17 protein-coding genes are annotated in these 20,140 nt (G+C 58.5%); 10 read left to right on the top strand and 7 right to left on the bottom strand.

Annotated features, from left to right (window positions below; translation table 11 throughout):
* Positions 1-44 precede the first annotated feature (44 nt).
* Positions 45-7,337, bottom strand: coding sequence for an NEL-type E3 ubiquitin ligase domain-containing protein (locus AC0Z5Z_RS17195; RefSeq protein ID WP_485611394.1), 7,293 nt, complete (start codon positions 7,335-7,337; stop codon positions 45-47).
* Positions 7,338-7,494: 157 nt separating this feature from the next.
* Here AC0Z5Z_RS17195 and AC0Z5Z_RS17190 point away from each other — a divergent pair, with 157 nt between their 5' ends.
* From AC0Z5Z_RS17190 to AC0Z5Z_RS17180, 3 genes are all read left to right on the top strand, one after another.
* Positions 7,495-7,713, top strand: coding sequence for a DUF2970 domain-containing protein (locus tag AC0Z5Z_RS17190; protein ID WP_041478699.1), 219 nt, complete (start codon positions 7,495-7,497; stop codon positions 7,711-7,713).
* Between the two features lie 472 nt (positions 7,714-8,185).
* On the top strand, positions 8,186-9,844 hold the full coding sequence (locus AC0Z5Z_RS17185) for a nitrite/sulfite reductase (protein ID WP_071172068.1): 1,659 nt from the start codon (positions 8,186-8,188) through the stop codon (positions 9,842-9,844).
* Positions 9,828-10,322, top strand: a complete 495-nt coding sequence (locus AC0Z5Z_RS17180) for a DUF934 domain-containing protein (RefSeq protein ID WP_041478697.1) — start codon at positions 9,828-9,830, stop codon at positions 10,320-10,322. The genes AC0Z5Z_RS17185 and AC0Z5Z_RS17180 overlap by 17 nt, the downstream gene beginning before the upstream one ends.
* A 65-nt stretch (positions 10,323-10,387) precedes the next feature.
* On the opposite strand, the gene sohB is transcribed toward AC0Z5Z_RS17180, so the two are convergent.
* The gene (gene sohB / locus AC0Z5Z_RS17175) at positions 10,388-11,419 is read right to left on the bottom strand and encodes a protease SohB (RefSeq protein WP_016774479.1); all 1,032 of its coding nucleotides are present in this window, start codon (positions 11,417-11,419) and stop codon (positions 10,388-10,390) included.
* Positions 11,420-11,623: 204 nt separating this feature from the next.
* Here sohB and AC0Z5Z_RS17170 point away from each other — a divergent pair, with 204 nt between their 5' ends.
* Both AC0Z5Z_RS17170 and AC0Z5Z_RS17165 read left to right on the top strand, forming a co-directional pair.
* Entirely contained in the window at positions 11,624-12,334 is a 711-nt protein-coding gene (locus tag AC0Z5Z_RS17170; RefSeq protein ID WP_150741995.1) for a histidine phosphatase family protein, read from the top strand.
* A 63-nt stretch (positions 12,335-12,397) separates the two neighbouring features.
* Positions 12,398-12,715: an SCP2 sterol-binding domain-containing protein gene (locus AC0Z5Z_RS17165; RefSeq protein ID WP_485611393.1), complete on the top strand. Its 318-nt coding sequence runs from the start codon at positions 12,398-12,400 to the stop codon at positions 12,713-12,715.
* Positions 12,716-12,820: 105 nt separating this feature from the next.
* On the opposite strand, the gene AC0Z5Z_RS17160 is transcribed toward AC0Z5Z_RS17165, so the two are convergent.
* The gene (locus tag AC0Z5Z_RS17160; RefSeq protein ID WP_016774476.1) at positions 12,821-13,315 is read right to left on the bottom strand and encodes an RES family NAD+ phosphorylase; all 495 of its coding nucleotides are present in this window, start codon (positions 13,313-13,315) and stop codon (positions 12,821-12,823) included.
* Positions 13,312-13,788 (bottom strand): MbcA/ParS/Xre antitoxin family protein, encoded by a 477-nt coding sequence (locus tag AC0Z5Z_RS17155; RefSeq protein WP_041478690.1) that lies wholly within the window; start codon positions 13,786-13,788, stop codon positions 13,312-13,314. The genes AC0Z5Z_RS17160 and AC0Z5Z_RS17155 overlap by 4 nt, the downstream gene beginning before the upstream one ends.
* Before the next feature lie 350 nt (positions 13,789-14,138).
* Between AC0Z5Z_RS17155 and AC0Z5Z_RS17150 the strand changes: the two genes are divergently transcribed.
* The 3 genes from AC0Z5Z_RS17150 to AC0Z5Z_RS17140 all read left to right on the top strand — a co-directional run bounded on the left by AC0Z5Z_RS17150 (position 14,139) and on the right by AC0Z5Z_RS17140 (position 17,332).
* A complete protein-coding gene (locus tag AC0Z5Z_RS17150) occupies positions 14,139-15,002 on the top strand; it encodes a LysR family transcriptional regulator (protein ID WP_056785192.1) in 864 nt (287 codons plus the stop codon).
* 111 nt (positions 15,003-15,113) lie between these two features.
* Positions 15,114-16,259, top strand: a complete 1,146-nt coding sequence (locus tag AC0Z5Z_RS17145; protein WP_095179726.1) for a sterol desaturase/SRPBCC family protein — start codon at positions 15,114-15,116, stop codon at positions 16,257-16,259.
* Entirely contained in the window at positions 16,256-17,332 is a 1,077-nt protein-coding gene (locus tag AC0Z5Z_RS17140; RefSeq protein ID WP_150635537.1) for an SMP-30/gluconolactonase/LRE family protein, read from the top strand. Before AC0Z5Z_RS17145 ends, AC0Z5Z_RS17140 begins: the two co-directional genes overlap by 4 nt.
* A gap of 131 nt (positions 17,333-17,463) precedes the next feature.
* Here the strand turns inward: AC0Z5Z_RS17140 and AC0Z5Z_RS17135 are convergent, their stop codons facing one another.
* Together AC0Z5Z_RS17135 and AC0Z5Z_RS17130 are read right to left on the bottom strand one after the other, a co-directional pair.
* Positions 17,464-17,628 (bottom strand): hypothetical protein, encoded by a 165-nt coding sequence (locus AC0Z5Z_RS17135; protein ID WP_016774471.1) that lies wholly within the window; start codon positions 17,626-17,628, stop codon positions 17,464-17,466.
* A gap of 98 nt (positions 17,629-17,726) precedes the next feature.
* Positions 17,727-17,981, bottom strand: a complete 255-nt coding sequence (locus tag AC0Z5Z_RS17130; protein ID WP_041478686.1) for a DUF465 domain-containing protein — start codon at positions 17,979-17,981, stop codon at positions 17,727-17,729.
* A 204-nt stretch (positions 17,982-18,185) separates the two neighbouring features.
* On the opposite strand from AC0Z5Z_RS17130, the gene AC0Z5Z_RS17125 reads away from it, so the two are divergent.
* Entirely contained in the window at positions 18,186-18,707 is a 522-nt protein-coding gene (locus AC0Z5Z_RS17125; RefSeq protein ID WP_056785185.1) for a DUF4142 domain-containing protein, read from the top strand.
* Positions 18,708-18,763: 56 nt separating this feature from the next.
* On the opposite strand, the gene AC0Z5Z_RS17120 is transcribed toward AC0Z5Z_RS17125, so the two are convergent.
* Complete coding sequence (locus AC0Z5Z_RS17120) at positions 18,764-19,027, bottom strand: hypothetical protein (RefSeq protein WP_110647015.1); 264 nt, start codon at positions 19,025-19,027, stop codon at positions 18,764-18,766.
* A gap of 260 nt (positions 19,028-19,287) precedes the next feature.
* On the opposite strand from AC0Z5Z_RS17120, the gene AC0Z5Z_RS17115 reads away from it, so the two are divergent.
* A complete protein-coding gene (locus AC0Z5Z_RS17115) occupies positions 19,288-20,139 on the top strand; it encodes an STAS domain-containing protein (RefSeq protein ID WP_041478684.1) in 852 nt (283 codons plus the stop codon).
* The last annotated feature ends 1 nt before the right edge of the window (position 20,140 follow it).

Here is a 20,140-nt window from a genome sequence, read left to right as displayed (position 1 = left end):
AAAGCCGATCCGGGAGTTTGCGATTCCCGGATCGGGTCAGCTCCTCAGTCCCGACGCGAGGACGGCCCCGGTTGCGGTGACGCCGGGCGTGTCTGCGAATCCCCTGCAGCGACCCGCGCAAGGTTTACCAGTTCCTGGCGAGACAGCTCCTTGAGTTTGTCGGTGCGTGCCTGCGCCAGCTCGATTTCCAACTGGCTCATCGCTTCCACGTACAGTCTTCGCGAGTCCTCGTCGTTCCACTTGTCTGGATGCGCATCCTCGACTTCTTCCTGACGATGTGTGGCGCTGCGTTCGAGCTCATCGAAGATGGCGGCGTGTCGGTCGCGCATGTAGCGAATCCAGTAATCGCGGGCAATCAAATCCTCGAGGAACAGGTCTGACGCTTCGTCGGCCAGCACAGAAGCGCGTGCCTCGCTCAGCAGTTGTCCCTCGATCGGTGTCCTGTACAACATGTGATCCGGTTGCGCAGGCAGCTCTAACCCGTCGGGCCAGCCGCGCGTCATGCCGATTCGGTACTGCAGACGGATTTCGGCCCGGTCCTGGAACCTGCCAGCTGCTTCCGCCAGCCTGTCGACCCTTTCCAGTCGGAACAGGCGCCGCGTCAGCTCGACCAACGCTATGCCGCGCTGATCAGGCAGATGGCGTGGGATGTCGCGCAATGCGGTGTATTCATAGACCCGCGTTTCCAGCTCACTGAACGACAGTATTCGGCCATCGGGGCAGGTGCCGTGAGTCGCGGAGTTGAAGAAGAGCAACTCGCGCAACTCCGTGTTTTCGCTTGCCGCTTCTATCACCCGCCATACCCGTTGCGTCAGATCAGCGCCCGACACACTGAAATCGGCAGTGTCGTGCAACATCGACAGCAGGTGAAAGAACGCCTCATGGTTGGGTTCGCGCGCCAATTGCAGCCATAGCGCTTGCCGCGTTTCGCGCGTCTGGGTCCGGGTGTAATTGAGCCAGGTGTTCATTGCCTGCTCATCTACGTCTTGCTGCGGATTGGCGATGATTTCGTCTGCTTCCACGGCTTCATGCCTGTCCACGCGTCCGGCACCGCCGGCATTACTGTCATCGCTATCGCTACTGTCGGAATCAAAAGGCGTATCGGGCTCGCTTTCGGACGTCGCTTCATACTCGGTAATTGCGCGCTCGAGAGATGCAAACGAATACCCCATGACGCCACGGTTCGCGTTAGCCGCACTGTAGTCCCTGAGCTGTTCCAGACTCTCGAGAGGCAGTCGGTTTCCGCGCAGGTCGGTGCCTGCCACCAGTCGCTCATGGTTGCCATCCAGCAGCGTGTCGGGAAATAGGGAAATACGGTTGCCAAGAAGATTGAGAGTTTGCAAATGCTCCAGTGCCTGTACCCCATCAGGCCAGTGGCTTATCGAATTGAGAGACAGATTCAGGCGCTCGATCCGGGTGAGTGCGCTGGCGTTGAATTGGCTCAGTTGGTTATGACTCAGATCCAGCGAACGCAGGCGATTGCCCATTTGCTGCAAAACGCCAGGCGCTTCAGCAAAATGGTTAATGCGTAGCTCCAGATGCTCCAGCCTCTGCAATGTACCGACAGCCTCCGGTAGCCCCTCCAGATTGTTGGAGTTAAGCACCAGCGTGGTCAGTTCAGGGAAAGCGCCGCAAAAATCATTCAGGCTCTGCAAGGAAAACCCTACCGAAGTCAGGTCGAGCGTTCGTACTTGCGTAAACGCGTTCGACAGAGGCGGCAACTCAACAATGTACAAGCCGCTGAGGTCGAGCTTGCGACCCGCTTCTTCGGTATGACGGGTCAGTCCATCGACCCAGCAATCACGGATTCTCATCGCCGTGAAGACTCTGTCTTGCGTCGAAACCCTCGCGGCCGCCGGCTTGAAGATCCAACCGTTCAACTGACGCGTCAGCGCCTCGTCACTCTCTCGCCAGTCCTTGATCCGGGCATCAATCTGCGCTTCATCCAACCCTGCGCCGCTCAACCGCGCCATACAGTGCTGGGCCTGTTCCTGGGAAAGGTCCGGACTCAATTCCCGCAACCGCCTGACCAGACCTGCGCTACCTTCAGCCGCAGATGACGCAGTACGCAGCGGTAACAGAAACTCGTGGATCCGGGAAAACGCGGTGCCTGGCACCGAGGTGTTCGCAGCGACCAGGTAGCCGGCCGGCTGACTTTCATAGCTTTTCAATGCACCTCGAGGCAAACCGTTGCTCGCCTCGATACGCCCGCGCGCCGTTGTCAGAGCTGCCTCTGCCTCAGCGCTGAACGGGTTCCCGGTCAGATGGCTCTTGAGCAATACGCTGTCTATGGCCAGAACGCGCTCGGGCAGCGAATCGAGGCTGTTGTCTCGCAGATCCAGCCACTTCAACCCGGACAGATTTTCCGCCCCCGCTGGCCACGTTTGAAGGCTATTGCCACTCAAATCCAGCACTTCGAGCTTCGGCATGGCCGTCACGTCCAGCGCCGCCAAACGGTTGCGCCGCAAGTTCAGAAACTCAAGCGCCTTGAGCTCGGCGAACTGGCTTTGAATTTCCCCCGTAGAGGTGATCTGGTTGCTGGACAGGTCCAGCCGCGTCAGCTGCGCAAAATCCGCCGGTTTCACCGGCAACTCGGTCAATCCGCAGCCAGTGATTTGCAGTGTCCGCACGCCGCTGAACGCTTGCAGAAAAGCTTGAATCTGTCCAGCCGGCACGTTCAACCGATCCAGACGTAAGGTCTGCACATGGGAAAATGTACCGGCCGGCAATGGCACAAGCTCGCTGATGGCCGCGCCATGGTTCAAACCGTCTGTGTCAGACAGCTCGAATACCAGAGAATCGTCCCCCAGGTCGAGCAGGCGATAGCGTTTGCGTACGCTCGCGCGCCAGTTTTCCTCAAGCTCACGCACCACCGCGCTGTTCGGCGGCGACTGCCAGCGCGGCTCGCGTGCAGCGCCACGCAGGCCATCGGACGTCGTCGGTTGATAAAACCGACGGAAGATCCCGGCGTGTTCCAGGCGCAGCAGTTCGATCGCTTTCAACCGGGTTTCCGGGGTATTCCAGACAGTCATGATGTGCTCAGGCAACGGATCGAGAAAGCGGCCTTCACCCGTCAGGAATTTCAGTTCACCGAGGCAGTACTGGCGGACCATCAAGTTCAGGTCCATCAGATGCCCCATGGACCCCGAATAATTTTTGACGTACTCGAATGCAGGTTTGAATGCCTCATGGGAGAAGTTCGACCAATTCAGTGACAGGCCCGCCCACAGTTTTTCATGGCCGGTATAGAGCGCTGGAGGAATGGAAGCGATTGACGTCCGAAACAGATCCAGCCTCTGCAGCTCGGGAAGCGCTTGTACGAATGCTGGCCATTGCGTCATGCCGGGTGCTTCGATCTTGAGTCGTTTCAGGTGTTTGAGCGCGGCCAGTTCCAGTGCCGGCGGGTTCTCGTCAATGAATCCTTGAAAATCGAGTTCAAGGGCTTCGAGCGAGGTCAACATTTTCACCCGCTGAGGGAAATCTGTGGCCATTGCCGGGGCCGAGGTCCTCAGCTTGAGCGTTTTCAATGCAGGCATCCTGGCTAAGCTTGCGGGCAGAGAGGACAGCGACTGCTGGTGCATACCCAAATCAAAATAACTCTCGCGCTCACCCAGCGAGAGTTTTTCCAGGCCGGGAAACAGGGCAAGAAAAGCGTCGGCATTGCCATCAGTAATGCCATCTCCGCGAAGGGATAATTTACGCACGTGGGAAAAGTCTGCTGTCAGCGCGGGCAAAGCATCGTAAGTCACCAGGCGCAGTTGATCCGCATTGGGCACTTCATCGACCAAAAGGGCATTGCGCCAACTGGTTTTAAGCGCTTGCGCGACCAGCAGATTCTGAACAGTACCGGAAGGTTCCCAGGGAGCCATCGCGTTGGTCCCCGCCCACTCGTCCAGTGTTGCCTCAAGTTGTTGCCACTCTTCGCGTCGCGACTGCAACCACCGAAAAATCTCCCGGTTGTTTCTGCCCGCACGCACCTGCTCAAGGATCAATCCACTGGCCTGCTGATCGGTGAGGCCCGGGTAGAGGTCGCGCAGGTCGGCAACCAGATTGCGCTCCAGCCAACCCGCTCTTCCGCTGGCGGGATAGCCGATCAACGCTTCGTTTACCCGTACCGGCGGTCTCATCCACTGCGCTGGCTGTTCCAGCAATGCGGCCGCCATGCCGTGGTGCTGGTCAGCGTGGGCGATGATTTTCTTTTGCAGTTCGGCCGACTGACTGACCTCGGGCACCCCCAGGGCGCGCCGCGCGTGATCCGGCAGAGCGTGCATGAGAGAGGCATAAAAGTTGTCGCCGTGGCGTGGCAGGCTGTTGAGCGTTTCGCCTCGGTCGTTGAATGCCTGAAATTGCTGGCCGCTTTTGATCAGGTACTTTCTCTCGAAGGCCGTCTGGCTGCCAATGCTCTCAAGCAACGGACCGCTGTCGCTGCCCTCGCGTATTTCAAGGCGCAAGTTGTCCGGCCAGCCGGGCAACCGTTCAAGCGTGTGCAACGCCAGGCATCGACTGTCCGCCGAGGCAATATTCTCGCTGCGCAGCCCCGCATATGCCCGCACCTGCCGGCTGCGGCGCGCATACCAGCGAGCTTCCTCCAGCATGCGCAGCGGTATGGGACGAGTTGAGCCGAGCCGTTGCAGTTCATCCGGCCGCGCCTGCGCCAGCACTTGCTGTGCAGCTGACTCACTGAGTCCCGGACAGGCGTTCTGCAATTGCCTGACCTGATCGGCGACAGGCTCGGTGCCCTGATAAATACTGTCGTAAATGGCCGATTGGCGGGTTTGGGCATAGGCCGCAATTTGCTTGGCGAGTTCTGCAGGTCTCGCTTCTCGAACCCGCGCACCTTCACCTCCGAGCAAGTGGACGATTTCCGATTCATCCAGTCCGCCCAGAACAAGCTGCGGCAGGTCGCCGCTGAGGACGTCCGCCCGGGAAATCCGGATCGGTGCCTTGCCCCCGACACCCCGCACCCGATATCCGCCGCCATACTTGACGGATCTGCCGGTCAGTTGCGTCCCCTCAAAGACTTCCAGTACGCGATTGGCCGGCCAGCGCGGCATGTCAGTGACCAGTGGCAGGGCATACAGATACTTGTCATCGACCGGCGCCCCACCCTCCAGTTGCTCAATGACTTGCGCGGCTTGTGCATCGGTTTTCAACAAGCGCATGGCCTGAATCAGCTCCGGTGGCGGCACTCCATGGTCGAGGTGCATCTTGCGCAACATATCGTCGCTGACGCCGCTGATATCCATCGCGTTGAGCAGCTCCGTATCGGATAGCGGCTCGCAGATGTGGCCCATGCGCCGCAACAGCGTCAGACGATCCCATTCCAGAGGACGTTCCAGGGTATGGCGCCACGCTCCATGGCCATTACTTTGCAGAACAGGTTGATAGGCTGCAGGATCGGTCGGGTGCTTGATGCGCCACTGGTTGATCGAGTCGTCGAAGACCTGCTCATACACCTTGTTGTCCTGACGGATCCAGGTTTTGCCATCCACCGCATACTGCCCGGAAGGACTCGGGGTCAGGTGTGCTTCAAGGACAACAGCGGCCTCGTAGCCGCTGAGATCAGGTTTCCACAGGCGGGTTTCGCCATTGGGTAACGTGACCGGACTCAACTGTTCGATGACCGGTACAGCCCTGGCGGCCGAGAACTTCCTTACACCTGCTCCAACACCCGCCATCACGGCAACCTGAGCGAGATTCTCGGCCACGTCGACCAGGTGATCCCTGGCGGCCCTGCGATCACCTTCACTCCACTCGATAGCGCCTTCAAGGGTTTCATACAGCAGTTGTCCCGCCATCACGACCATCATTGTTTCGCCCAGCACAGGCACGAACATCGACACCAGATTCAAGCCCAGCATGCCGATCTGCATCAGATGGGCCAGTTTGGCATCTCGTGCGTTCGCATCGACATCGGCAGTGGGTACCGCGTGGCTTCGCGCGTCGGCCAACACCTTGGCGCGATTCTGCGCATAAAGGTATTGCCACAAGTCCTCGTTGGGCGCCCAAAGCCCCCTGCCCTTGCGTTCGACTGTCGAAGGCGCGATGTACGGATCAACCGCCGGCTCCCACTTGACCGTGCGTTCGGGCGGAATCTGTTCGATGGTGGTGAATGTAGAACCACTGGTAAAACCCTGTACGAAGGCCAGCCAAGGGGAACGCAGAACGTCCCAGGCATCGCCAGGTGAGTCGGCTGCCTTTTGCCTGAACTGGCTGAAATAATAGGGGCGCTGATCATAGGGCAGGAACTGACTGAAAAAACGCTGGTAGGCGGTGGGCTCTGCGCTGGTCTGTTGCGACGCATCACGTGCGGTGAGCAAGCGCTCGAGCTCTTCGCGCATTTGCTCGAACGTGTAGCGCTTGAGCGGATGTTCCGGGTCGTTGGGGATGTAAAGGATCAGTTCATCGGTGTAACGATATTTTTCGCAGACGACGAAAGCCACGCACCCGGTCAGCCTTTTTTTCATCAGGCCGAGGTCCTGGAACCAGACTTGCTTGCGCCCCATCCACGGGTGCATTTCGCCGTCGATGACCGAGAGGATCATCGCGTGATCTGCCGCCTCGATGTCATTGCGCAATAGCGCCTGTTCGGCTGCAGCGCGCATCGCTGCCTTCTGGCTGGCGATGAAGCGTTCGCTGAGCACCGCCTCTGCCACCGCGTCCCCCGGATGAAAAAAACCCTGCAGGTAAGTCTGGTATTGCTGACCTATATCCAGATTGCGGCAAAGGTGCAAAAACTGGCTGACCGAGAGGCCTGTGTCGACGTGCTTGAATGTGTCCGCAGCAGGCGTCGCCACAACAAAACCGGAGCTCGAATGATAGGTCCCCTCGCATTCGTCAGCTTCGAAGTTGTGCAGCGAGGCTTCCAGCAGCGTGATCTTGAGAACCTCGAACGAGGCCAATACGGTTCTCTGAATACCCATTTCGACCGGGCGCCGCAGACATAACAGAGTTTTGTCTACATCGATTTCCAGCGCGTATTGGCCCTTCAAGGCTTTGATCAATAACGGCCTGGCGAATGTTTCGACATCCACGAATTTCGCCATGCTCTTGTCGAGACTGTTCTGGGCGATAACGCTGGCCTTGAAAGTCTCGTCGAGGGTTTTACGCTGGGCCGGCGTCGCATGCTGATACCAGGCCGGTAACGCGGTCGGAACCGCCTTGAGCGCCTCGCGCCGATGCGGCAAAGCGCTGGTCAACCATTGCGGGATCGATGTCTCGAGAAACTCGCCGTGCAGACTTTGCGTTGCAATGAGCTTTACTGACCGACCGGGGTCTGCCGGCTGAGCGGTCGACGCAGGCAGCGCCGACACTGGTTTGGGCGGGATAACGTTCATGGTCACTCCTTTTTGATGGAGCGGTCAGCAAACCATGTCGCGTTAGTGCTTCTGCGTTATCCGGGTATCGCTCAAACTTGTCCGGGCTGCTTCGATGGCATCCCGGACCCAGCGGATTGGCTATGCTTCAGGAGGATGACTTTTCGCAGAGGGATTTATGGACGATCCAATCGACAACAAACCGCCGAGTTTCTGGCAGATGCTGCACAGCGTCATGGCGGCGGCGTTCGGGGTGCAGAGCGGCAAGAACCGGGAAAGGGATTTCACCCACGGCAAACCCAGCCACTTTGTGATTCTGGGAGTTTTGTTCACGGCGGTGTTCGGCCTGACGCTGTTTGCCATCGTCAAGCTGGTGCTGTATCTGGCCGGGGTGTGATGGCACTGAACAGGCATCTGCCACAGGTTATCCGGGCCTTGGGAGAACGGCCCGGAAGCGCGGATGTTACTGGTGACTCACCCAGAAGACCGCTGTTCCTACTACGAGAATGATCAGGAACAAAATGGCCCACGCGTCGACACTGCTGTCGCTTTTTCTGGCTTTGGTCGGGTTGCTCATTGCATCGCCTCTTGTCGGTTTTATCGGTGATTGCACAAAGACTCGATCACAGTTAAGACGATGATTGTCCGCACGACAAATGTGGATTAGATGACCGGCATTCGCGTTAGGCGATTTGGTTCTTTACATATACTCAAACATCACTTTTGCGCATAACTGCAAACGGGTATATTGCCCCGGCTCCGTGACGGAGTGCGCGGCCGTGCGCGCAGAATTGCAGAGGCAACATCGGACTCCAGCAAGCGAAAACGCAGCGTTTTCCGAGAAGCCCAAGCCTGAGAACAGGACTTATATGTACGTATACGACGAGTACGATCAGCGGATCATCGAGGACCGCGTCAAGCAGTTCCGTGATCAGACCCGACGCTATCTGGCAGGTGAGCTGAGCGAAGAAGAATTCCGCCCCCTGCGCCTGCAAAATGGCCTGTATATCCAGCGTTTCGCGCCGATGTTGCGCGTGGCCGTGCCTTACGGCCAGCTGACTTCGCGTCAGGTGCGCATGATGGCGAAGATCGCCCGCGACTACGACAAGGGCTATGCCCACATCAGTACGCGGCAGAACGTGCAGTTCAACTGGCCGGCGGTTGAAGACATCCCGGACATCCTCGCTGAACTCGCGACCGTGCAGATGCACGCCATTCAGACCAGCGGCAACTGCCTGCGCAACGTCACCACCGACCAGTTTGCCGGCGTCGCCGCCGATGAAGTGATCGACCCGCGTCCATGGTGCGAAATCGTCCGTCAGTGGACCACGTTCCACCCGGAATTCGCCTACCTGCCGCGCAAATTCAAGATCGCCGTCAACGGTTCGACCAGTGACCGCGCAGCCATTGAAGTCCACGATATCGGTCTGGAACCTGTCTATAACGCTGCCGGCGAGCTGGGCTTCCGAGTGCTGGTCGGCGGTGGCCTCGGTCGTACGCCGGTGGTTGGCGCATTCATCAATGAATTCCTGCCGTGGCAAGACCTGCTGAGCTATCTCGACGCCATCCTGCGGGTGTACAACCGCTACGGCCGTCGCGACAACAAATACAAGGCGCGGATCAAGATCCTCGTCAAGGCGCTCACGCCTGAGGTGTTCGCGCAGAAAGTCGACGCGGAAATGGAGCACCTGCGCGGTGGCCAGACCACGCTGACCGAGGCCGAACTGCATCGCGTCGCCAAGCACTTCGTCGATCCGGACTACAAGACCCTCGACAACCAGACCGCGCAACTGGCCGATCTGGACAAAGAGCATCCGGGTTTCGCCCGCTGGCGCAGCCGCAACACCCTGGCGCACAAAAAACCGGGCTATGTCGCTGTGACTCTGTCGTTGAAGCCGACCGGCGTTGCCCCGGGCGACATTACCGACAAGCAGCTCGACGCCGTCGCCGATCTGGCCGAGCGCTACAGCTTCGGCCAACTGCGCACTTCCCACGAGCAGAACATCATTCTCGCCGATGTCGAGCAGAGCCAGTTGTTCACCCTATGGGGCGAGTTGCGTGAAGGCGGTTTCGCCACGCCGAACATCGGCCTGCTGACTGACATCATCTGCTGCCCCGGTGGTGACTTCTGCTCGCTGGCCAACGCCAAATCGATTCCGATTGCCGAATCGATCCAGCGCCGTTTCGATGACCTGGATTACCTGTTCGACATTGGCGAACTGGACCTGAACATCTCCGGCTGCATGAACGCCTGCGGTCACCACCACGTTGGCCACATCGGCATCCTCGGTGTGGACAAGAAAGGCGAAGAGTTCTACCAGGTTTCCCTCGGCGGCAGCGCCAGCCGTGATGCGAGCCTGGGCAAGATCCTCGGCCCGTCCTTCGCACAGGAAGCCATGCCTGACGTGATCTCGAAGCTGATCGACGTGTACGTTGAACAACGTACCGAAGACGAGCGCTTCATCGACACTTATCAGCGTATTGGCATCGACCTCTTCAAGGAACGCGTCTATGCAGCGAATCATTAAGAACAACGAAGTCGTCGACGAAACCTGGCACCTGTTGCCGAAGGATTTCAACATCGATGAGATCAGCAACTGCGACGATCTGATCGTTCCTCTGCAGTTGTGGCGCGAGCACAGCCGCATGCTCAAGGCCCGCGACGGCGGTCTGGGCGTGTGGCTGGATGCTGACGAGGAAGCCGAAGAAATCGGTGAAGACGTCGGTGAGTTCCAGGTAATCGCGCTGAATTTCCCGGCGTTCACCGATGGCCGCAGTTACTCCAATGCCCGTCTGCTGCGTGACCGTTATGGTTTCAAAGGCGAGCTGCGCGCGATTGGCGACGTGCTGCGGGACCAGCTGTTCTACATGCACCGCTGTGGCTTCGACGCCTTTGCCATTCGCGCGGATAAAGACCCGTACGAAGCACTGGAAGGTCTCAAGGACTTCTCGGTGACCTACCAGGCCGCCAGTGACGAACCGCTGCCGCTGTTCCGTCGGCGCTAAGCCAGCGGGTTTATTGCGGACACAAAAACGCCGGTCATTGACCGGCGTTTTTTTATGCCTGGTGTTTACCAGAAGCGTTGCTGGGTAAGACGACTCCACCAGCTCAACAGCACGCGGTCTACCGAACCGCTGGCGGCCATGCCGATGCGTTCCTGCAGGCTTTTACGCTCGGCGTAGTGCAGGTGATAAACCTCAGCCTGTTTGGCTTTCTGCGCCAGGTATTCATCGCTGGTCTTGAGCTCATCCACCAGTTGGTTTTCCAGCGCAGCGATACCAAGCCACACCTCACCGGTCGCCACTTCATCGATCGCCAGTTGCGGGCGGTACCGCGCCACGAAGTTTTTGAACAAGCGATGAGTGATGTCGAGGTCTTCCTGGAACTTCTCGCGGCCCTTTTCGGTGTTTTCGCCAAACACGGTCAGTGTGCGTTTGTATTCACCTGCGGTCAGCACTTCAAAGTCGATGTCGTGCTTTTTCAGCAGGCGATTGACGTTAGGCAATTGCGCGACCACGCCGATCGAACCGAGGATGGCGAACGGTGCACTGATGATCTTGTCGCCGATGCAGGCCATCATGTAACCGCCGCTGGCCGCGACCTTGTCGATACAAACTGTCAGTGGCACGCCCGCATCACGGATTCGCGCAAGTTGAGAAGACGCCAGACCGTAGCTGTGCACCATGCCGCCGCCACTTTCCAGACGCAGGACTACTTCGTCCTTCGGCGTGGCCAGGGTCAGCAGTGCGGTGATCTCGTGGCGCAGGCTCTCGGTGGCGGAAGCCTTGATATCGCCGTCGAAGTCGAGCACGAACACCCGGGATTTGGTCTCAGGCTTGTTCTTCTGTTTTTTCGCGCTTTTTTCCGTTTTTGCCTCGCCCTTGCGCAATGCCTTGAGCTGATCCTTGTCGAGCAAGGTCTGCTCAAGGCGTTCACGCAGCCCCTTGTAGAAATCGTTGAGCTTGCTGACCTGCAACTGCCCTGCCGATTTGCGCCGGCCCTTGCTGCGCAACGCGGCGAAACTGGCGAGCACCACCAGAATGGCGATCACCAGTGTGACGGTCTTGGCCAGGAAGCTGGCGTATTCGGTGAAAAAATCCACAGAGACTCCTCAAAGCAATGCGTGACGGTGTATTACACGCGGAATGGCTCCAGCATACCCATGCGTCGGCTCGTCGGCCAGCCGTGAAACCTCTGGCAACACGCCTGTAACGGGCATTTCAAACAAGCGTATGTTTTTTCATTGACAGCCTTACGCCATCCTCATAACCTCGCCTGACCTTCAACGTACCGGGACGACGCGGACGTGGGCAGCATCTACTTGATACGACATGGCCAGGCCTCCTTTGGTGCAGACGATTACGATGTCCTGTCGCCGACCGGTGTGCGTCAGGCAGAAATTCTCGGCCAGCACCTCGCCGACCTTGATATCAGCTTCGATCGTTGCCTTGCCGGTGACCTGCGTCGCCAACAGCACACGGCCACCAGTGCACTGGAGCAATTCAGCGCCAGAGGCCTGCCGGTTCCAGTCCTTGAAACCGATTCCGCTTTCAACGAATTCGATGCCGACGCGGTGATCCGCGCCCTGCTCCCGGCCATGCTGCCGGAAGAGCCGGAAGCCATCGACATCCTGCGCAACGCCGCGCAGAACCGTGGTGAATTCCAGCGCATCTTCGCCCTGATCGTCGAGCGCTGGCTTGCTGGCACTTATGACACTCCTGGCCTGGAAAGCTGGCTGGGCTTCGTCGAACGGGTTCAGGCCGGTTTGCACCGCATCCTCGATCTGGCGGAAAAGAACCAGAAAATTGCCGTGTTCACCTCCGGCGGCACCATCACTGCCCTGCTCCACCTGATTACGCAAATGCCTGCCAGACAGGCCTTTGAATTGAACTGGCAAATCGTCAACACCTCGCTCAACCAATTGAAGTTTCGTGGTCGCGAGGTGGCCCTGGCTTCCTTCAACAGTCACGCACACCTGCAACTGCTGAAGGCCCCGGAACTCATCACTTTTCGCTGAGTCCGGCTTACTGTGACCCTGGCTGTAACCACCCAGCTCCCATGACCAAGAAAGGATCGAACCATGACCTCCGTAGCTGATGCCGTAAAAGCAATGCAAGCCAAGTTCAACCCAGCCGCCGCTGCCGGTCTGGATCTGGTCTTCGGTTTCAACATCACCGACGAAGACAAGCATTACGCACTGATCGTCAAAGACGGCACCTGCAACATTCAGGAAGGCGAAAACCCGGACGCCAACTGCACGCTGGTGCTGGATAGCGAAACCCTGAAAGGTATCGTCAGCGGCGAGACCGACGGCATGCAGGCCTTCATGAGCGGCAAGCTGCGCGTTGAAGGCGACATGATGCTGTCGATGAAACTGTCCGAGCTGTTCCCTGCGTAAGAAGCAGCCTGGTTCAAACAAATCCCGCCCTTTTGGCGGGATTTGTCGTTCATGCAAGGGGATCAGCGCAGGCCTCGGCTTCGCTCTCCGTTCGCGTAGGTACGATCAACCCTCCTGCAACAACCGCGTATCCAGCCCAAACCGCTCTTGCGAAACCATCCTGAACTGACCTTCCGCCAGATCGCAACTCACCAGCAAATTCCACGAGTGTCGGGTGGCCACCGATGGCACCAGAACAAATGGATGTTCAGCCAGCAGTGCGTCGGCAAACTTTCGCTGGTTGGGCGAGGTTTTTATCGGGGTGAGCCAATGCGGATTGGGCACATCTTCCGGTTGCACGATTCTGACGCTGGCGTCGTGGGTGATTTCAAAACAGGTCAATACATAGGGCTCCTGATCAAGTGCATCGAAGCTGCCATGGGCGGCCACCTCCAGTATCGCCGTGGAGGGGTCGACCGACGCATAAACGACTCTGCGGCCGGGCGTATTCCAGCGACCGCCGTCCCGTTTCGACCCCAGGCCGCTGTCCCAGGTCTCGCTGTACACCTCGCGATCCAGCCGCCACGCGTACCAGCGATCATCCCAGGGCAAGGGATTCATTGATAAACCCCGTATTTGATCTGGTTCAGATACTCCTCCACCATCCTGAAGCCCAACGCATTTCCAACCAGATCGAGCGGCACATAACCGTAGAAGTAAGTGGCGCGTTGCTCCAGCCATGATTCGGCCTTGGCCTGTCGCCCGAACACCTCGATGGCCAGTTCCAGCGCTGCCGCATATTGGTAGGCGATGATGCTCTGCGGCGTGTCCAGGCGCACCGACGCGCCTTCCTTGAGCAGGCGTCGCACGGTTCTCACAGATTTGCCGGTGATACGTTTGACCATCTCTCCCTGTTGGTACAGCTCGGAGGTTGCGATCATGTTCACCACATCGAGCAGCTCAAATCCTTCGCTTGTGCAGCGCAGGATGAGCATCGGATCGTCGCCGGTGTCCTGCCCTCGCAACAGCAATTCCAGAGGCTTGCCCTCAAGCCTCTTCAAGCCCGTGAGCCGGGGCACTTTGGCGCTCGGCATGGCAACGTCCTCCGAGGGGCATCTCGCGCGGTCGTCGCGCCAGTAATGGCGAGGCGAGTAAGCAGGCGTATGGCTTTCAATCAGTGGGATTCGCATAGTCCATCCTTTGTCCAGGTCCAGAGCGATCTGTGCGCTCGATGACTTCAATGTCAGGACTGATCCTATAGATCCGGCGTCCGACGACCAACCTGAAAAAGTCGTCAGAAATATCCCCTCATCTGATCAAAACGCTCCTGTTTCCGTAGGACTGAAACGCAATTTTCAGCGGTTCAGTCCATTGCTGCTTTCAAGTTGGGGAGAGGGACTTTTGACTTACAATGCGCCCCACCTTCAGATATCGGCCCTGCCCCATGGACATCGACCTCGCCCGCACTTTCCTCGAAATCGTCCGCCACGGCAGTCTTGCCGCCGCCGCGCAGAAGCTGTTCGTCACGCAAACGGCGATCACCGCACGGGTGCAGAAACTCGAGGGCCAGTTGGGCAGCACGCTGTTCGTGCGCAATCGCGCCGGGGCGAAGTTGACGGCCAATGGCGAAGCGTTCGTGGTCTACGCCAATCAACTGGTGCAGACCTGGGAAGCCGCGCGCCGCGACTTGCCGCTGCCCGAGGGTTATCACAACGTTCTGCACATTGGCGGTGAGGTCAGCCTGTGCAACCCGCTGATGCTCAGTTGGGCGGCGGAACTTCGGGAGAAAATCCCCGGCCACGCACTGCGCATGGAAATTCGCGACGGCGAAAATCTTTTGCGTCAGCTCGAACTCGGTGTGCTCGATGCGGCGCTGGTTTATCAACCGGAATACTGGCCGGGATTGCAGGTCGAGCAAGTGCTGGAGGAAAAACTGATTCTGGTGCGCGCGCCCGAGCGTCCGGAGCCTTACGTCTACATCGATTGGGGACCGGACTTTCGTCGTCAGCACGACGCCGCCCTGCCGGAAAAAGCCAAAGCCGCGCTGAGCTTCAACCTTGGCCCACTGGCCCTGCAATACATCCTCGAACATGGTGGCAGCGGTTATTTCCGTACCCGGGTCGTGCGCACTTATCTGGAGACCGGCGCGCTGGAAGCCGTCACCAAAGCCCCGGAATTCGGTTATCCGACCTATCTGGTGTATTCCCGCGATCGCGACTCGGCAGTGCTGCAACAGGCCTTCGATCTGTTGCGCGAGGTGATCCGCACCGATGATGACTGGTCGCAGCGCTGGAACCCGTTGAGCTGACGGGCGGCTTCAGTCCAGAGCATGGCGCTTAAGGCCGCAAGGTTCGCCCTGCACAAGTCAGCGGATCGGCTAATCTGCCGGGTATAACAACAATACCCGCAGGTGAAAGCGTTGAGGCAGACCACCGAGGCATTCCGCAGCCGCTACCGTGCGGCCATTCATCCTTTATACAACCCGTGGTTGCATGGCGCGTTCGTGTTGCTGTTCGGCATTTTCACCGTCGCTGCGTTCTGGCGCACGGTGCATTCAGTGAGCTGGCTGGAATGGCTGACAGTGCCGCTGAGCCTGTTGTTGTTCAACTTCGGCGTGTACATGGTCCATCGTCATTTAGGCCATCACAAAAAAGCTTTCGCAAAGATGTTCTACGCACGACATGCCGGCGACCATCACAGCTTTTTCACCCCCGGCCATATGACCTACGACAGCGCGCGGGACTGGCGAGTGATTCTGTTTCCAGCCTGGCTGATCGTCATTCATACGCTATTGATCACCCTGCCCCTCTGGTGGCTGCTCGCGCAGGTCAACGCCAATGTCGCCGGGCTGTTTGCCGGGTGCATGGTGCTCGGTTATCTGCTCTATGAGGTATTCCATGCCTGTGAACATCTGCCACCGCAAAATCCGTTGACTCGTTTGCCGTGGATTCGCCAGATGCGCGGTCTGCACGAACTGCATCACCGCCGCGAGCGCATGCAGGAGCGCAATTTCAACATCGTTCTGCCCTTGATGGACTACCTGTTCGGCACGCTGTACCGCGAGCCGGAACCCGCCCCTTTGAGTTATTCAAAAATGCCCATGACGCGCATGCAGCACCAGATCGATATCGCCGGCGAACCGGTCGCCGTGCTGGCTTATGCCGCCAGCGTCAGTCACTGGCCGGACTGGCATCCCTCCTCATTGAAGATTGACGGTCCGCAAGGTCCACTGCATGCCGGTGCACGTTTCGAAGAGGACATCCATGCCGGCGGACGTGCCGGTCACTTGCGCTGGGAGGTTACTGAATATCTGCCGGGCCGGCGCTGGTGCGCACGCGCGCAAAGTGATCAGGGCTTGTCCCTGCGGTTGACTTACGAGTGCTCAGTGGAGGCTGGCGGCACGCGTTTCTCGCGCACGCTGGAATATCGCTTTGACGGTTTGCTCATGCGTCTTGCCAATCGCCTGTTGCTCAAGCGGCGCATCGAGCGGGAATCTGCCGCGTCCATGCTCGCCCTGCGCGACATGGCTGCGCAATTTATCGGCGCGGCGAGGGCCAGCGCGTGAAATTACGTTATGTGCTGTGCCTGCTGATCGTTCTCGTCATCGCCTTCTTGTTGTTGCTGCCGACCAAGGTCGAACCGGTCGCCTGGACGCCGCCACTGGCGCCGTCATTGAAAGACGGCATCTACGCGGACAACCAGCGCCTCAAAGCTGTGGCGAAGGTCGGGCCGAGCGACATCGAAGGGCCTGAGGCGTTGCTACTGGAAGACGAATTCCTCATCACCGGATTGCATGACGGCAGGCTCATCCGTAGCAGCCTCGACGGTACGCAGCGCAAGGTCCTGGCCGACACCGGTGGCCGTCCACTGGGCCTGGCCCGTCATCCGAATGGCATGCTGGTAGTTGCCGATGCGGTCAAAGGCTTGCTGTCGCTGGATGCGCAGGGCCGCGTGATTCCGTTGACCACCGAGGCCAACGGCGTGCCATTTGGATTTACCGATGATGTAGCGGTCGACAAGTCAGGCCACTACGCCTACTTCAGCGATGCCTCGAGCCGTTGGGGCTATGGTCATGACGGCGAGGCGATCATTGAACACGGCGCCGACGGACGTCTGCTGCGCTACGACTTTCAAACCGGCAAGACCAGCGTCTTGCTCGACAAGTTGCAGTTTGCCAATGGCGTCACTCTTGGTCCGGACGAGGCCTATGTGCTGGTCAATGAAACCGGCGCTTATCGCATCAGCCGCTACTGGCTGAGCGGGCCGAAGGCCGGTACCCATGATGTGTTCATCGACAACTTGCCGGGGCTTCCGGACAACCTCTCGTTCAATGGCAGCAATCGCTTTTGGGTAGCGCTGTATGCGCCGCGCAATGCCTTGCTCGATGGCACCGCTGAACACCCGTTCGTGCGCAAGATGATCGTGCGGGCGTTGACGGTTTTGCCCAAGCCTGTCGAAAAGCGCGGGTTTGTGCTGGGACTGGACCTGGACGGCAAGGTGATTGCCAATCTGCAGGACGCGAGCGAAGGCAATTATTCGCCGATTACCACGGTGCGCGAGTATGGGCAGTGGTTGTATTTCGGCTCGTTGAAGGCCATGCATATGGGGCGAATGGGGTTGGATGCGGCGCTTAAGTAAAACAGAAAAATTTTCACCGTATGGACCGACGATATCGCTGGCAAGCCAGCTCCCACAGTGTCCGTGTGAACTCCAAATATGTGTTCACCAGATGAACCTGTGGGAGCTGGCTTGCCAACGATAGCGGTCTGTCAGTTGCCGGACCGGTCGAACTTCTCCGGATCTTCATCCTCAGGCAGTTCTTTCACGGTTTTTTCCGGATGCGCTGTGGTATGCGCCGGGCTGTTCGGTTCAGGACGGGTAGGAATCGGGTCGAAACCACCCTGCTCTTCACTGGGGAATTTGGGGTCGTTCATAAGGCACCTCGCAACGAGTCGATGGTTTGCAGACTCTGCACATTGGAGGTGCCATTGGCCGTAGCCGTTCCCTTCAAAAATGACCACGGGTCGGGCGACTACTGTCCCGTCAGCGGCTGCCCGGCGAGTTGAGCAACGATCTGTTCCTTGACGATCACGCGCTTCTCTTTGAGCTTTTTCAATTCGTCGTCAGTGGGGGCGTCTGACTGGGCGTTCTCGGCTTCGACCACGGCTTTATCCACGTCGAAGTACTTGTTGAGCAGCGAATCCAGCTTCGGATCCTCGGAGCGTTTTTGCTCGATCTCTTCCTTCTTGCAGCCCAGGTCCTGATACAGATCATGTGAAACCGGCATGAAACACCTCCATCAATTTGATCGACAACCAGCGCGACCGATGCGCTGACTCATTATCAGCATGGCCTTGCCCGATGACTTCTGTCGACTCCCTGTCAGACCAGCGGTTGCCGTTCGTCGCCCTGTCGTAAATGCGATAAAACCTTTGGCGTCTGCGCTCGCTCCATTGGATAACGCTCACAAAAACCTGCGTGGAGATACCCAATGGACGGATTCAACCTGCGTCATCTCGCTCTGGCTGTTGCACTGTCTGCCGGCATGGGCAGCGCCTTTGCCGCGACCGACAACGACTTTGTCGACAATGCCGCCGCTGGTGGCATCGCCGAAATCGAAACCAGCAAGCTGGCACTGGAAAAAAGCCAGTCAGCCGACATCAAAGCCTTCGCTAACCAAATGATCGCTGATCACACCAAGGCCAATGAAGAGCTGAAGAAGATCGCGACCACCAATGACATCGAAGTCCCTGACGACACCACCCTGGTCAAGCAGGCCAAGGAGAAAATTCTCGACATGCGCGATGAATCCTTCGATGCGGCCTACGCCAACAACCAGGTCAAGGCTCACGAAGAGACCATCGAGCTGTTCAAGAAGCAGGCGAACACCGTGACCGATGACAAGGCCAAGGGCGCTACTGAGCTGAAAGCGTTCGCGCAGAAGATGCTGCCAGCGCTGGAAAAACACCTGGCCCACGCCAAAGAGCTGCAAGCCAAACATCCGAGCAAGTAACCGGCCGGCAATAAAAAGGCCGCATCCTTCGATGCGGCCTTTTTGCGTTTCAGCGATCAACCACCATCGGTGTCGATATCGGCGTCAGTGCTTTCGCCCGGTTCAGGACGGTCCGGGTCAGGCTTGAAGCCGGGGCTGAAATCGTTGCTGTTGTCGTTGTGATGCTGCTTTTGATCGACCTCGGCAGCCGCGCTGTCCGCCTGCCCTTCTTCAACCGGCGCGGGAGTATTTTGCCCCGGCGTTTGCGGGTCGATGGCCGGGTCGTTGCGGTTAATTGACTCTGAGGACTGATTTTGCTGTTGCGGCGCTTGCTCGTTCATATCCACCTCATTCATAGTCCTGCCTCCTTCTTCCAGCACGACTGGAAAACGTCGGGCATGCAGATTCGAAGCCTGACGCCGTAGATTCGTTCAAAAGATCGTTGCCTGCCGCCACGCCGACTAGAGTTACCGGGGCGTTCGACGCGGCAGGCAGAAAAATTCATCGCTAGCTGAACAACTATTTCAAGCGGTAAATGTCAGTCAAATCGCGCCGGTCATTTCGCCGAGCCGGCCCATATACGTAACGGAGCGACACGCACATGGCAGCACTGCAGAACAGCACAGTTGAAGCAATCAAGAACAACCAGACTCAGCTGTTGAGCGAGTGGACCAAACGCCTCGAAGCCAGCGGCGCCACACGCAACCTCAAGGAACACGACCTCGCTCAGCAAACCCGCGACTTGCTGGGCCTGCTCCTGGCGGGTCTGGAAAACGGCAACGGCAGCAAGATTGCCGCTGCGGGTTGGGAGGATACCCGTCAGTTCCTTGAAAAGCTGTCGCAGAGCCGTGCCCTCCTCGGCCAGGATTCCCAGCAAACCGCCAATTTCATCTTTGCCCTGAAAGGCCCGTTGTTCGCCCTGCTGCAAAACCATTATCAGGACCAGCCGGCACTGCTTGCCGAGCAATTGCTGGAAGTCTCCGAATTGCTCGACACCGTTGGTATGCACACCATCGGCACCTTCCAGAAATCCCGCGAAGCGGTGATCAAGCGTCAACAGGAAGAGCTGCTGGAACTGTCGACTCCGGTGGTCAAGCTGTGGGATGGCGTCCTCGCCCTGCCAATGATCGGCACCCTCGATTCGCAGCGCACCCAAGTAGTCATGGAATCGCTGCTGCAACGCATCGTCGACACCGGTTCGGAAATCGCCATCATCGACATCACCGGCGTGCCAACCGTTGACACCCTGGTCGCCCAGCACCTGCTGAAAACCGTGACCGCGATCCGCCTGATGGGCGCTGACTGCATCATCAGCGGCGTGCGTCCACAGATTGCGCAAACCATCGTGCACCTGGGTCTGGATCTGCAAGGCGTAGTGACCAAGGCCAATCTGGCCGACGCATTGAAACTGGCCCTGACCCGCTTGGGTGTCAGCCTCGTCAAGACGGCTTGAC

It is taken from the genome of Pseudomonas sp. 1L-E-NC-VB-C3 (genome assembly GCF_057291535.1).
This window is presented reverse-complemented; position numbering and strand designations above follow the sequence as displayed.

Excerpts from the sequence above, each read along its gene's own strand:
- AC0Z5Z_RS17195 (WP_485611394.1), bottom strand. The coding sequence starts at position 7,337 with ATGAACGTTATCCCGCCCAAACCAGTGTCGGCGCTGCCTGCGTCGACC.
- AC0Z5Z_RS17190 (WP_041478699.1), top strand. The coding sequence starts at position 7,495 with ATGGACGATCCAATCGACAACAAACCGCCGAGTTTCTGGCAGATGCTG.
- AC0Z5Z_RS17185 (WP_071172068.1), top strand. The coding sequence starts at position 8,186 with ATGTACGTATACGACGAGTACGATCAGCGGATCATCGAGGACCGCGTC.
- AC0Z5Z_RS17180 (WP_041478697.1), top strand. The coding sequence starts at position 9,828 with ATGCAGCGAATCATTAAGAACAACGAAGTCGTCGACGAAACCTGGCAC.
- AC0Z5Z_RS17165 (WP_485611393.1), top strand. The coding sequence starts at position 12,398 with ATGACCTCCGTAGCTGATGCCGTAAAAGCAATGCAAGCCAAGTTCAAC.
- AC0Z5Z_RS17160 (WP_016774476.1), bottom strand. The coding sequence starts at position 13,315 with ATGAATCCCTTGCCCTGGGATGATCGCTGGTACGCGTGGCGGCTGGAT.
- AC0Z5Z_RS17155 (WP_041478690.1), bottom strand. The coding sequence starts at position 13,788 with ATGCCGAGCGCCAAAGTGCCCCGGCTCACGGGCTTGAAGAGGCTTGAG.
- AC0Z5Z_RS17150 (WP_056785192.1), top strand. The coding sequence starts at position 14,139 with ATGGACATCGACCTCGCCCGCACTTTCCTCGAAATCGTCCGCCACGGC.
- AC0Z5Z_RS17135 (WP_016774471.1), bottom strand. The coding sequence starts at position 17,628 with ATGAACGACCCCAAATTCCCCAGTGAAGAGCAGGGTGGTTTCGACCCG.
- AC0Z5Z_RS17130 (WP_041478686.1), bottom strand. The coding sequence starts at position 17,981 with ATGCCGGTTTCACATGATCTGTATCAGGACCTGGGCTGCAAGAAGGAA.
- AC0Z5Z_RS17125 (WP_056785185.1), top strand. The coding sequence starts at position 18,186 with ATGGACGGATTCAACCTGCGTCATCTCGCTCTGGCTGTTGCACTGTCT.
- AC0Z5Z_RS17120 (WP_110647015.1), bottom strand. The coding sequence starts at position 19,027 with ATGAACGAGCAAGCGCCGCAACAGCAAAATCAGTCCTCAGAGTCAATT.
- AC0Z5Z_RS17115 (WP_041478684.1), top strand. The coding sequence starts at position 19,288 with ATGGCAGCACTGCAGAACAGCACAGTTGAAGCAATCAAGAACAACCAG.